Origin of the sequence: Bacillus sp. 22475 (assembly GCF_052044835.1) — a bacterium.
In the GTDB taxonomy this organism is placed as follows: domain Bacteria; phylum Bacillota; class Bacilli; order Bacillales; family Bacillaceae_G; genus Bacillus_A; species Bacillus_A cereus.
The window spans coordinates 212,901-225,716 of sequence record NZ_JBQENW010000002.1; the positions used below are offsets into that span (position 1 = coordinate 212,901).

Sequence of the window (12,816 nt, forward strand, 5' to 3'; positions counted from 1 at the left end):
GTTCCCCCCTATTCTGCGTATACGTGCTTCAATGCATCTTCAGGTGCTGCATACGGAGCATTTTCTGCATATTCTGTTGCTTCATTTACGATATGCATAATTTCGTCTAACATTTGTTTTTCGGATTCCTCAGTTAACACACCAGCTTCTTTTAAATAAGCCGCGAATGTTATAATTGAATCTTTTTTCTTTGCTTCTTCTACTTCTTCTTTATCACGATAAACACGATCATCATCGTCACTAGAATGTGCTGTTAAACGATATGATACTGTTTCAATTAAAGTTGGGCCTTCACCACGACGACCGCGATCTGCTGCTTCTTTTACAGCTTTATACACTGCAAGCGGATCGTTTCCGTCTATTGTATATCCAGGCATACCATAACCAATTGCACGATCTGATACGTTTTTACATGCTAATTGTTTTTCAACCGGAATAGAGATTGCATATTTGTTATTTTCACACATAAAAATAACAGGTAGTTTGTGTACACCAGCAAAGTTTGCCCCTTCATGGAAGTCACCTTGGTTTGAAGAACCTTCTCCAAATGTAACGAACGTTACTAAATCTTTCTTCTCCATTTTTCCAGCTAGTGCAATACCAACTGCATGTGGTACTTGCGTTGTTACTGGAGATGAACCTGTGACAATACGATTTTTCTTTTGACCGAAGTGACCAGGCATTTGACGACCACCAGAGTTTGGATCTCCAGCTTTCGCGAAAGCAGACAACATAAGCTCTTTAGCTGTCATACCAAATGCTAGTACAACACCCATATCACGGTAGTATGGTAATGCATAATCTTTCTCTCTATCAAGAGCGAACGCCGCTCCAACTTGTGCAGCCTCTTGTCCTTGACAAGAAATTACGAATGGAATTTTTCCAGCACGGTTTAATAACCACATACGTTCGTCGATTTTACGTGCAAGTAACATCGTACGGAACATTTCTAATACTTGCTCATCACTTAAGCCAAGCTCTTCATGGCGCTTTTCTTTTACTTCTGCCATTTTTCATAACCTCCTAAATCCACATTTTTATGCGTGTAACGCTCTTCCATCTACAGCAAGTGCTGCTTCACCAATCGCCTCAGATAATGATGGATGCGGATGAATTGTATGTGCTACTTCCCAAGGTGTTGCATCAAGTACTCTTGCAAGACCAGCTTCAGAAATCATATCTGTTACATGTGGTCCAATCATATGAACACCAAGAATGTCATTTGTCTCTTCATCAACTACAAGTTTTACGAAACCATCTGATTCTCCGTATACAAGTGCTTTTCCGATTGCGCGGAATGAGAACTTACCTACTTTTAACTTATAGCCTTTTTCTTTCGCTTCTTGTTCTGTTAAACCGACAGAAGCAACTTCTGGACTGCTATATACGCATTTTGATACCATAGAGTAATCAATTGGTGTAACTTCTTTCCCTGCAATATGTTCTACTGCAGCAATCCCTTCATGAGAAGCAACGTGAGCAAGTTGCAAACCACCGATTACATCTCCAATTGCGTAAATATGCGATTCTTTCGTTTGATAAAACTCATTTGTTTGAATGTATCCTTTTTCCACAACGATATCTGTATTCTCTAAGCCAATATTTTGCGTATTCGCTTGTCTTCCTACAGATACAAGCATTTTTTCAGCTTTAAATTCTTTATTCTCACCGTTATGTTCAGCTTGGATTGTTACTCCATTATCTTTTACCAATGTTTCTGGTAATACTTTCGCACCAGTTACCACTTTAATACCTTTTTTCTTGAATAGACGTTGCATTTCTTTTGAAACGTCCTGATCTTCTAGTGGTAATATCGTTTTCGCATACTCTAATACTGTAACTTCTACACCGAAGTCAGCAAGCATAGATGCCCACTCAATACCGATTACACCGCCACCAACAATAATAATTGAACTAGGAAGCGTTTCCATTTTCAGGGCATGATCCGAAGACATTACGTACTCTCCGTCTAATTCTAAACCTGGTAATGAATTTGGACGAGAACCTGTTGCAACAAGTACATTTTTTGGAATTAACATTTCATTCTCTTCACCACTTGCAAGTTCAACTGAAATTGTCCCTGGCATTGGAGAGAAAATAGACGGGCCAAGAATACGGCCAATACCTTCAAACACATCAATTTTACCTTGTTTCATTAAATGTTGAACGCCTTTATGAAGCTGCGTTACAATCTTCTCTTTACGCTCTTGTACTTTCGCAAAGTTTAGTTCTACATTGCTTGCAATAACTCCGAACTCTTCGCTTTTTTTAGCAGTTGCATATACTTCCGCACTACGTAAAAGAGCTTTACTAGGAATACATCCTTTGTGTAAACAAGTACCACCAAGATTTTCTTTTTCGACTAATGCTGTTTTTAACCCTAATTGTGATGCACGAATTGCAGCAACATATCCACCAGTACCGCCGCCAACGATGACTAAATCATATTCTTTTGCCATTATCTCAACCCCTAGCTACCGTTTCTTTTTCACGTACAACATATTCTTTTGGAGCTTCTTCTTCACGTAATACACGAAGTGCTCCTTCTGCTAACGCTTCTAACTCATCTTCGCCTGGATGTACGATAACATCTGCAATCCAGTCCACTCGCTCTTTAATTTCATCGACAAGAATTTTACTGTATGCCAGTCCACCAGTTAATACGATTGCATCGATTTTCCCGTGAAGTACAGCGCTAGCTCCGCCAATCTCTTTTGCAACTTGATACGCCATTGCTTTATAAATAAGAGTTGCTTCAGGATCACCTTTTTCAACCATTTGCTCTACTTTAATCGCATCATTTGTACCGATTAAACTTACAAGTCCACCTTGTCCGACAAGTTTTTTAATCATTTCATCACGGTAATACTCACCAGAGAAACACATTTCTACTAGTTGCCCTACTGGTACTGTACCAGCGCGCTCTGGACTAAATGGTCCTTCTCCGTTTAAACCGTTATTCACATCGATTACTCTTCCTTTTTTATGAGCACCAACTGTAATACCACCGCCCATATGTGTAACTAATAAATTTAAATCCTCGTATTTGTGATTTAACTGTTCAGCTACTTTACGAGCAACTGCTTTTTGATTTAATGCATGGAAGATACTTTTGCGTTCCATACCAGCAATACCACTTATACGAGCAACCGGCTCCATCTCATCTACAACGACAGGATCCACAATGAATGCAGGAATGTTTAATCCAGAAGCAATTTCATATGCTAAAATGCCTCCAAGGTTTGAAGCGTGATGACCGCTAAAGCCATTTTTTAAATCTTCTAACATCGCATCGTTTACTGTATACGTACCGCCTTCGATTGGACGAAGTAATCCACCACGCCCACAAACAGCGTTTAATTTTGAAATGTTAATACCATGAGAATGTAGAACTTCTAAAATCGTTTCTTTTCGAAACTCATATTGGTCGATAATTCTCTTATATTTTCCAATCTGTTCTACGTCATGACGAATCGTTTCTTCTAGAACGGGTCTTTCATTATCAAAAACACCAATTTTTGTGGATGTACTACCTGGGTTAATAACAAGAATTCGATTTACAGACAATGTTGCTACCTCCACTAATAAATTCAAAAGGAAGTGGTAACCTCATAAGAGGTAACCACACCTTTTGTAAAAGTTATATATGAATGATTAGCGACGGCTAATAATATCGTGACCGTTGCGTAAGTAAGTGCTACGAGAATTTTTCAAGCTTGCAATGCGCTCTTCAGCTAGACGATCTGCCGCTACATAAGTTGCTATGCCATCGCGTTTTGAAATTTCGATTACTTTTGCAATCGTGTCATAAATAGACTCAACACGTTTTAGTGCACGTTCTCTATTGTATCCATATAATTCGTCTGCTACGTTAATTACGCCACCTGCATTAATTACATAATCTGGTGCGTATACAATGCCCATTTCATGAATGATGTCACCGTGACGATCTTCTTTTAATTGGTTATTTGCAGAACCTGCGATTACTTTTGCTTTAAGTTGTGGAATAGTTTCATCATTAACTGTTGCGCCTAGTGCACATGGTGCGTAAATATCGCATTCAACACCGTAAATTTCATTTGGTTCAACTGCTGATGCACCGAATTCTTCTACAGCACGTTGTACAGCTTCTTTATTAATATCTGTAACGATTAATTTTGCTCCTTCAGCGTGTAAATGTTTGCATAGGTGATATGCTACGTTACCAACGCCTTGAACAGCAATTACTTTTCCTTCTAAATTGTCAGTACCGAAAGCTTCTTTTGCAGCTGCTTTCATACCACGGTAAACACCGTATGCAGTTACTGGAGATGGGTTACCAGAAGAACCGAATGATGGTGAGATACCTGTTACAAAGTCAGTTTCTTCGTGGATAATATCCATATCATCTACTGTTGTACCAACATCTTCAGCTGTAATGTAACGTCCGTTTAGCCCTTGGATATAACGTCCTAATGCACGGAACATCGCTTCGCTCTTATCTTTACGTGGATCACCGATAATTACTGTTTTCGCACCACCTAAGTTTAAACCAGCTGCTGCGTTTTTGTATGTCATACCTTTTGCAAGACGCAATGCATCTTCAATCGCCGCTTCTTCAGAATCATATGTCCACATTCTTGTTCCACCAAGAGCCGGTCCAAGTGTTGTATCATGAATTGCAATAATTGCTTTTAAACCAGATTCTTTATCTTGACAAAATACTACTTGCTCATAATCATATTTTTCTAAGTATTCGAAGATTTCTAATGTCATTGTCGTTTCCCCCTAATGTTTTACCCTTTTTGGTTTATTTTGAAGCAGTCGCAACTGCCAATGCTAATGAATATACTTTTGTTTCTGCTGAATCAGCACGAGATGTTAAAACAATCGGTGCTTTTGCGCCAGCAATCATTGCTCCTACTTTTGCATCCGCAAAGTATACGAGTGATTTATATAGCACATTTCCAGCTTCAATCGTTGGGACGAGTAAAATGTCTGCCTTACCTGCTACATCACTTACTATGCCTTTATGCTCTGCTGCAATTTGTGATACTGCATTATCTAAAGCAAGTGGTCCATCAACGATACAATCTTTAATTTGTCCGCGGCGATTCATTTGTGTTAACATCGCTGCATCAATTGTCGCCTGCATCGCTGGATTCACAACTTCTACTGCTGCGATTGGTGCCACTTTTGGCAAGTCGATTCCTATTGCCCGGGCAACTTCTACAGTATTTTGTATAATAGCAGCTTTTTGTGTTACGTCAGGTGCGATGTTCATCGCTGCATCTGTAACGAAAATAAGACGATCGTAATTTGGAACTTCAAATGCTGCTACATGTGAAAGTACGCTACCTTTACGTAGGCCCCACTCTTTGTTTAACACAGCCTTCAAAATATTCGCTGTTGGGATGTTACCCTTCATAAGCACGTCTGCCTCACCATTTCTCACAGCTTTAACAGAAAGTTCTGCAGCCTCTGCATTAGACATTGCTGCAATCACTTCAACATGTTCTGAAGTTTGTAAACCATGTTCTTGTAGCATCCCCATTATTTTTTCTTGATTTCCATATAGACGAAATTGAGCTAGCTGTAATTTAATTGCTTTCGCTACAGCTTCAATTACTTCATGATCTTCAGCTACTGCTACAGCTACAGTTTTTTTAGGCTGTCCCGCTGCTTGATCAATTAAGTATTCTAACTTCATATTTTGTAATCAACCCTTTCCGTCGTCCCTCGTCTATTTATAAAGCAAATACCGTGCCAACTTTTAAAAGTGGTCTTACCAATAATGAAAACGCATTCAAAATGCAGTAAAATCAATACTTTGGAAAATAACAAAAGATTCTGTCTTATTCTGTCACTTTTTGTATACCATGCAATAAATTGCACGGTACGCAATTTATTGCATGCTATTTTTTGCATGGTCATACTTTTCTAGCTTATAATATAAATTTCGAACGGAAATTCCTAACGCTTTTGCAGTTTGTGTTTTATTCCCATCAAATCTCTCCAAATATTCATGAATAATATTCCCTTCAAACTCTGTTACTAAATGTTCAAGTGGCTTTTCTTCTAATTCAGGTAATAAATGAGATTGCTTTGACTCCACCTGCTCTTCATTATGTAATGGCGGTAAATGTTGTACATCAATATAGATCTCGTTATAATTCATAAAAATAATCGCTCGTCCTAAAATATTTTCAAGTTCTCTCACATTTCCTGGCCATTCGTATGATTGTAAATATAAAATAGCTGAATCAGTGAGCCCTTCTACATTACGACCATAATCTTGATTAATTTTTTGAATCAACCTGTCCGCAATTTTCGGTATATCTCCTTTACGTTGACGAAGAGATGGGATTTGAATTGGAATTTTATTTAATCGATAATATAAATCCTCCCTAAACTTCCCTTCAAGAATAGCCTTTTCTAAATTCACATGTGTCGCTGCAATTACTCGAACATTAATGGGTATCGCTTTCGTTCCACCAACTTTTACAATTTCTTTTTCCTGCAATACACGAAGGAGTTTCGCTTGTGTATTTGCAGATAACTCCCCTATTTCATCTAAAAAAATACTACCGTTATTCGCTTCCTCAAAGAACCCACGTTTCCCGCCTCTTTTCGCTCCAGAAAACGCCCCTTCCTCATAACCAAATAATTCACTTTCTAACAACGTCTCCGAAATGGCCGCACAGTTTACACGGACGAATTTATTGTATTTTCGATTACTTCCATTATGGATTGCATGTGCAAACAATTCTTTACCAGTCCCAGATTCACCGCGTAACAGTACCGTTGCTGGTGTATTCGCTCCTAGCTTCGCCTGTTCGATAGCTGCCGTTGTTTCATCTGAATTTCCGACAATATCATCAAATGAATATTTTGCTTCTAATGTGCGAATAATTTGCCTTGCTCTATTCAATTCATTTGTTAACTTTTGAATTTCCGACACGTCACGGATAACGCCAACGCTTCCTTTCAATATTCCATCCACAATAACTGGCGCTACGTTTACAATTACATCGCGCTTTTTTTGCCCAATCTTCATATGTATTCCGCGCACCGCACGACGCGTTCGAAGTACTTTCATATGCATACTTTCGCCTTCTACAATATCAGTTGTAGCAGGCTTCCCAATAATATCTTCTTCTGTTAGACCCGTTAATTTCGTATATGCCGGGTTAATGACTAAACCTCTTCCTTTTTCATCCACAACCGAAATCGCTTCTTCAGATGAGTTGATAATTGCCTCTAATAGTGTTTGAATTTCTTTTAAGTCTGTAACTTCTTCCGCTAAATCTACAACTTCTGTTATATCTTTAAAAATTGCAAAGGCCCCTTGTACCTCTCCGCCCTCTTTTAATATCGGTATACGCGTTGTAATAATTTTCTTTCCATTCTCTAATGTTAGTTCATAATTTACTTCTATTTGTTTCGTACGTATAATGCGAAGTAATTTACTAGTGGGAATGACTTCTAAAATATATTTTCCTATCGCCTCTTCTTTTTTATATCCGATAATACGCTCTGCACTTTTATTAAAAAGACGAACTTGTCCCTCTCGATCAATTACGATCATGCCGTCATGCGTAGAATTTAAAATTAATTCTCCTTGTTGCGTTTGTTCCTCTAACCGCCCAATTAACCCTTCCTTCTCATGCGCTAACCCTGTAACAATTTTTGCAATATCACCCGGTATAAGAAGAGTGTCTTTTTTCTTTTTTTCCAATAAAACTTTATGTACATCATCTTCACCTGTCATATCAAATATTACATCGATATGCATAGAAAGAAATGGAGTTACACTTTCTCCAATTGCAATTCCATATTCCTTAGCAATTTGTAATCCTTTTGCCAACGGATTTATATCAATAATCCCTATAATTTGAAATATATTCGAACTTTGTAACAGATTCAGCAGTGCGCTCCCGCCTTCACCTGCACCAACAATTAATACTTTTTGTTTCATATATTACACTTCCTCTCGAAGTAACTCTGCAAATTTTTTCACACCTTTATCTTACTCGTTCAGCAACCTCTTGACAAACCCCCTTTCCGTATAACATCATTGAAATATACGAAATAATCTGAAAAGGGGCGTTATGTATGCAGCGTTACGTTGCTCTACTATTAGCACTCATCCCTATTTCATTAGCTGTGTTTGGTATAAAGTTAATGAGAGATACTGTATTCGGGATTCTATTTCCACCAATCTCTATACTGTGGTTACAATTTTTAATCGGCGCTCTCTGCTTCGGGCTCGGGTTTTATATTTTTGGTGGCTTCGTCGTACACCGAGACCGTAAACGAAATAAAGTACAGGCTCGCTTTAGAAGATAGGAAGGCCCCACTATTTATAAATAAAAAAATGAGACCGTTACACGCGGTCTCATTTTTTTATCGGCAATAACGTTCTTGCCGTTTCAGGGTAATCAGTAATAATCGCCGATATATCCATATCAAAATATTTACGCATAAGCGTTTCTTCATTAATTGTATAAGGGCGAACCTCTACACCACTTTCCATCGTTAGTTCAGCAATAGCATCTTGAAGGTAACGATAATTCGGATGTACTGCTGTAGCCCCCATTTTTTTCGCGTATGCCCACGGACTATGCAAACCTTCGCGATATAAAATTGCTGTTTGAATATCAGGAGCCATCATATGGCACCGTTTCATACTGTAGTGATTAAACGAAGAAAATATAACGCGATCCTCTAAACTAAATTTCCGTACAAGCGTTATAACTTCTTCCTCTAAACCTCTGTATGGAATTTTATTATTTTTAAGTTCAATATTAAGTAGCAAACTCGTTCGTTCAAGCCATTCTAATACCTCTTCTAAAAGTGGTATTTTACAAAACCCTACTTTATCACCAAATTTATAACTTGCATCTAACTTGCATAAGTCCTCATATACATAATTCCGAACCGCACCTTTTCCATTTGTTGTCCGGTCCACCGTTTCATCATGAATGACGACAACTTTTCCATCTTTCGTTAATTGAACATCAAGTTCAATTCCATCCGCTCTAAAAGACTCAGCCGCTTCAAATGAAATCATTGTATTTTCTGGGTACGTTCCAGCCGCACCACGATGTGCAAATATAAGAGTCATCCTCACTCCCCCAATCTTATGCTATACTATACGAAAAAGGAGGTACTTCTATGAGACCATTACAAATTTCTCCAGATACTGCAGTCCGCTTATCAAAAGCACTAGGTGTTCCACTTGAACAACTCATGCATATGCCGCAGCACATTTTAATTCAAAAGCTAGTTGAATTAGAAAAACAAAATAAAGACGAAGAGTAATACAGTCCTGTTTTGCAGGGCTTTTTATTTCCCTCCATTATACCATGGATACTTTCCCTACTAAAATTCTTTAATAGATGTACTTCGGTGCCATTTAGCCGTTCCTTCATCATATAATAATGAATTACGTCTTTTCTTTTTTGTTACAAGTCATAAAGAAAGCAGACTATTTATTTATAACTCCCCATTGCATCCTTAAAACACGATAATACAAAACTAGAAACCCTTTATATTATTTTTTATTGAACGTGCGGAGCATCCCCTGATTCGTATAGTTCTTTCGCCTTTTCCTCCCCGAATGTAGTTAAAATATAATGTTGCTCTTCTAACGCATCCATTGCTCTAGTTGCTTTACAAACGCTATCTTCTTGAGCATCCGAGAAATAATTGTGATCTTCTACAATTTTACTAAAATCTTTTTTCACCCATCTATCAGCAATTGCTAAAAGCTCATTTTTCTTCGCAAAACTACTCTTATTTATAATTTCTTTTAATTTTTTAGCATTATTTTGAATCATTGGGATAGAGCCCGATTTTCGTTCTGCCACCACTTTTTGATGAGTCATACGATGCATCGCTGTAATGACTTCTCTTTCAGTAGAATTTTCAGTAACATACACATCAACAAAGACCCCATCTACCTCTCTACCTACTATTATTTGGTCTTCTTTTTTATCTATTTGAGCGCTCACTTCTTTATCTACTGGATTATCTGCAAGTTCTAACATTCCAAATGTAATTGCAATAGCAAGAACTCCCATAGCTACTACTATTCCTAGCCAAGTTGAAATTTTATTTTCCATTCCCCTTCTCCCTATCTATATCTATTTTATTGCCTTATAAAAAACTCAATTACATGTAATATTACTAAAAATAGGTTTTATTTTCCATAATATCAAATAATCTCTTTTTCTCAACAAAATAAAAAGACCAACGAATCATAACATTCATTGGTCTTTCATTAAAAAGTTTATTGGTTTAAAAATTAATATCGAGCATAGAGTTCCAGCATACATCGGTTTTACTAAAACGAAAACCCATTGCTACTTCTACTCTCAGCTAGCTTTATGTTCAAGTCTCAGCTTATCCGCAACCATTGCGATAAACTCAGAGTTCGTAGGTTTTGCTTTTGACATGGATACTGTATAACCGAATAAGGACGAAATAGAATCAATATTCCCACGGCTCCAAGCTACTTCAATTGCGTGACGAATTGCTCGCTCCACACGGCTTGCTGTGGTATTATATTTCTTTGCGATATCTGGATACAATACTTTCGTAATCGATCCTAATAATTCGATATCATTGTATACCATGGAGATTGCTTCTCGTAAATACATATATCCTTTAATATGAGCGGGTACACCAATTTCATGAATGATACTCGTAATACTCGCATCTAAGTTTTTCGGTTTTCCATCTACTGTTGTTGCTGATCGGAATGATGGTAGTGGACGCTTAATCATAGCGTTTGCTTTACCACTCACTTGACGAATATGACTCGTTAAATTCTCCATATCAAATGGTTTTAATATGAAATATGAGGCACCTAAGTCAACTGCTTTTTTCGTCACATCTTCTTGGCCAAATGCTGTCAACATAATTACGCTAGGCTGTTTTAACCTTTCAATATGTCGCATTTTCTCCAATACAGCTAAACCATCTAAGTGTGGCATAATAATGTCTAAAACGAGTACATCAGGTTGCTTATCTGTTAATAAGTTTAAACACTCTTGACCATTATAAGCAGTACCGATTACTTCCATATCATCTTGAGCGGCTACATAGCTCTCTAACATTGATACTAGTTCTTTATTATCATCCACAAGACATACTTTAATTTTCTCCACAGCTTTTCCTCCCTTACCGAATCGATTCTCCGACATGTGTATCCTTCTAGGCTACATGAATTGTTCGACAATTGTGTGAAAATTCCCTTTTAAAGTTTCTTACTTTCCGATAAAATCACAAAAAAATATGTTTATCGTTCATTTATTCCCTTTCGCAACACATTCCATCATAGAAATACAACGAAACGTTCAACCCTTTCCTTTTATTTTACAACAAAAAACACCTCTTGCGGAGCTTTTACAAAATTTCAACGAATTTTTCAACAGAAAAAGCGAGCTAATAATATATATTAGCTCGCTTTTTTCTCTTGATCATAAATATTAATTCCAGCTTGATGTAACATCCATTCAATATGAACACCATATCCTGATGTTGGATCATTTACAAATACATGTGTAACAGCACCAATTACTTTTCCATTTTGTACAATTGGACTTCCACTCATTCCTTGTACGATACCGCCCGTTTTCGCTAATAGACGTTTATCTGTTACTTTTATTACCATACCCTTTGTAGCTGGGAATTTTTGCTGCACTGTACTAACAACTTCAATATCAAACGCTTCCACTTTATCTTGATCAATAACTGTTAATATTTTTGCCGGTCCTTCTTTTACTTGATGAGATAATGCGATAGGCATTGCTTTATCCATTATACCGTTTTTCATATTCGTATTTAATTTTCCAAAAATACCATATGGACTATTAATTGTAATATTGCCAATCACTTCACGGTCTGGTGAGAATCTTGCTAATTTCTCCCCTGGATTCCCATGACTACCTCTTTCAATTGATGTAACTGTCGAGCGCATAATTTGTCCATCTTCGACTTGAATCGGCTTTTTCGTATCATTATCAGAAATAACATGACCAAGTGCCCCATATTTCATAGAATCTGGATGAACAAATGTCATCGTTCCAATTCCAGCTGCCGAATCACGGATATACAAGCCAATTCGATAAGACGATTCACCGTTGTCTTTTTGTGGAGTTAGCTTCGTACGAATATATTTTCCATCTCTTAACAATACAAGATTAAGCGGTTCACCTGTTTCTCCACTATTATGAATAAACGGTGCTACATCACTCATTCTTTCAATTGTTTTACCATTAATTTCAGTAATCATATCTCCAATTTGTACACCTGCTGTTTCACCAGGAGATATTTTACCTTTTTCAGTTTGAATTAAATGATGGCCTACAACAAGTACACCTTTTGTATTTAATTTCACACCAATTGATTGTCCACCTGGAATCACTTTAAAATCTTTTAACACTTTCACATTTACTTTTTTCACTGGAAAACCCGCAAGCTGAAATACCATATCAGCTTCACCATTTTGATGAGAATTTACCATAAGTCCTTGTTTTTGTTCATTCGAACTCACTGTAAATACATGACGATTTGTGGATGAAGCTTTGAAAACTGGTAATGATGATATTTCTGATTGTTGTCCTTCAAAAACAACAAGTTGTTTCGGTGATGAAATAAACGTTCGAAGCGGTTTAAAACATCCAATAAAAACTAAAGAAACAAGGAGACAAAGACCTATTATTTTTCGAAATTTTTCTAATTTCAACTTGTTCACTCTCCTCGCTCCTACCCCACATTCAGCCTCTTGGCTTCACTTTTTAATCTCTCCTTGCAGTGCTTTATTTATAA

The 12,816-nt window shown here is 37.3% G+C and carries 12 protein-coding genes; 2 read left to right on the forward strand and 10 right to left on the reverse strand.

Annotated elements, in window-relative coordinates; all coding sequences use genetic code 11:
* Positions 1-8 precede the first annotated feature (8 nt).
* The 6 genes from bfmBAA to ACTJJY_RS04440 all read right to left on the reverse strand — a co-directional run bounded on the left by bfmBAA (position 9) and on the right by ACTJJY_RS04440 (position 7,957).
* Positions 9-1,010 (reverse strand): 3-methyl-2-oxobutanoate dehydrogenase subunit alpha, encoded by a 1,002-nt coding sequence (gene bfmBAA, locus ACTJJY_RS04415; protein ID WP_000852551.1) that lies wholly within the window; start codon positions 1,008-1,010, stop codon positions 9-11.
* Positions 1,011-1,037: 27 nt separating this feature from the next.
* Positions 1,038-2,459, reverse strand: a complete 1,422-nt coding sequence (gene lpdA / locus ACTJJY_RS04420; protein ID WP_001051295.1) for a dihydrolipoyl dehydrogenase — start codon at positions 2,457-2,459, stop codon at positions 1,038-1,040.
* 4 nt (positions 2,460-2,463) lie between these two features.
* A complete protein-coding gene (buk, locus tag ACTJJY_RS04425) occupies positions 2,464-3,567 on the reverse strand; it encodes a butyrate kinase (RefSeq protein ID WP_000115781.1) in 1,104 nt (367 codons plus the stop codon).
* An 87-nt stretch (positions 3,568-3,654) separates the two neighbouring features.
* On the reverse strand, positions 3,655-4,755 hold the full coding sequence (locus ACTJJY_RS04430) for a leucine dehydrogenase (RefSeq protein WP_000171355.1): 1,101 nt from the start codon (positions 4,753-4,755) through the stop codon (positions 3,655-3,657).
* Between the two features lie 34 nt (positions 4,756-4,789).
* Positions 4,790-5,689, reverse strand: a complete 900-nt coding sequence (gene yqiS / locus ACTJJY_RS04435) for a phosphate butyryltransferase (protein WP_000764675.1) — start codon at positions 5,687-5,689, stop codon at positions 4,790-4,792.
* A gap of 195 nt (positions 5,690-5,884) precedes the next feature.
* Positions 5,885-7,957 carry a sigma-54 interaction domain-containing protein gene (locus ACTJJY_RS04440; RefSeq protein ID WP_000810971.1) on the reverse strand — a complete coding sequence of 691 codons (2,073 nt, stop codon included), beginning with the start codon at positions 7,955-7,957 and terminating at the stop codon, positions 5,885-5,887.
* Between the two features lie 137 nt (positions 7,958-8,094).
* On the opposite strand from ACTJJY_RS04440, the gene ACTJJY_RS04445 reads away from it, so the two are divergent.
* Positions 8,095-8,328: a DUF2627 domain-containing protein gene (locus ACTJJY_RS04445; RefSeq protein WP_001190212.1), complete on the forward strand. Its 234-nt coding sequence runs from the start codon at positions 8,095-8,097 to the stop codon at positions 8,326-8,328.
* Positions 8,329-8,377: 49 nt separating this feature from the next.
* On the opposite strand, the gene ACTJJY_RS04450 is transcribed toward ACTJJY_RS04445, so the two are convergent.
* Positions 8,378-9,106 (reverse strand): glycerophosphodiester phosphodiesterase, encoded by a 729-nt coding sequence (locus ACTJJY_RS04450; RefSeq protein WP_440605084.1) that lies wholly within the window; start codon positions 9,104-9,106, stop codon positions 8,378-8,380.
* Positions 9,107-9,156: 50 nt separating this feature from the next.
* Between ACTJJY_RS04450 and ACTJJY_RS04455 the strand changes: the two genes are divergently transcribed.
* The gene (locus tag ACTJJY_RS04455; RefSeq protein WP_001247671.1) at positions 9,157-9,303 is read left to right on the forward strand and encodes a YycC family protein; all 147 of its coding nucleotides are present in this window, start codon (positions 9,157-9,159) and stop codon (positions 9,301-9,303) included.
* Positions 9,304-9,542: 239 nt separating this feature from the next.
* Here ACTJJY_RS04455 and ACTJJY_RS04460 read toward each other — a convergent pair whose 3' ends face one another.
* The 3 genes from ACTJJY_RS04460 to spoIVB form a co-directional block, all read right to left on the reverse strand.
* The gene (locus ACTJJY_RS04460; protein WP_440605085.1) at positions 9,543-10,106 is read right to left on the reverse strand and encodes a PRK06770 family protein; all 564 of its coding nucleotides are present in this window, start codon (positions 10,104-10,106) and stop codon (positions 9,543-9,545) included.
* A 252-nt stretch (positions 10,107-10,358) separates the two neighbouring features.
* Complete coding sequence (gene spo0A / locus ACTJJY_RS04465) at positions 10,359-11,153, reverse strand: sporulation transcription factor Spo0A (protein ID WP_011110369.1); 795 nt, start codon at positions 11,151-11,153, stop codon at positions 10,359-10,361.
* Positions 11,154-11,443: 290 nt separating this feature from the next.
* On the reverse strand, positions 11,444-12,742 hold the full coding sequence (spoIVB, locus tag ACTJJY_RS04470; RefSeq protein ID WP_002000940.1) for a SpoIVB peptidase: 1,299 nt from the start codon (positions 12,740-12,742) through the stop codon (positions 11,444-11,446).
* Positions 12,743-12,816: the final 74 nt, after the last annotated feature.

Bases quoted from the DNA above. Each gene is read 5' to 3' on its own strand.
- bfmBAA (WP_000852551.1), bottom strand. From the start codon at position 1,010: ATGGCAGAAGTAAAAGAAAAGCGCCATGAAGAGCTTGGCTTAAGTGAT.
- lpdA (WP_001051295.1), bottom strand. From the start codon at position 2,459: ATGGCAAAAGAATATGATTTAGTCATCGTTGGCGGCGGTACTGGTGGA.
- ACTJJY_RS04430 (WP_000171355.1), bottom strand. From the start codon at position 4,755: ATGACATTAGAAATCTTCGAATACTTAGAAAAATATGATTATGAGCAA.
- yqiS (WP_000764675.1), bottom strand. From the start codon at position 5,689: ATGAAGTTAGAATACTTAATTGATCAAGCAGCGGGACAGCCTAAAAAA.
- ACTJJY_RS04440 (WP_000810971.1), bottom strand. From the start codon at position 7,957: ATGAAACAAAAAGTATTAATTGTTGGTGCAGGTGAAGGCGGGAGCGCA.
- ACTJJY_RS04445 (WP_001190212.1), top strand. From the start codon at position 8,095: ATGCAGCGTTACGTTGCTCTACTATTAGCACTCATCCCTATTTCATTA.
- ACTJJY_RS04450 (WP_440605084.1), bottom strand. From the start codon at position 9,106: ATGACTCTTATATTTGCACATCGTGGTGCGGCTGGAACGTACCCAGAA.
- ACTJJY_RS04455 (WP_001247671.1), top strand. From the start codon at position 9,157: ATGAGACCATTACAAATTTCTCCAGATACTGCAGTCCGCTTATCAAAA.
- ACTJJY_RS04460 (WP_440605085.1), bottom strand. From the start codon at position 10,106: ATGGAAAATAAAATTTCAACTTGGCTAGGAATAGTAGTAGCTATGGGA.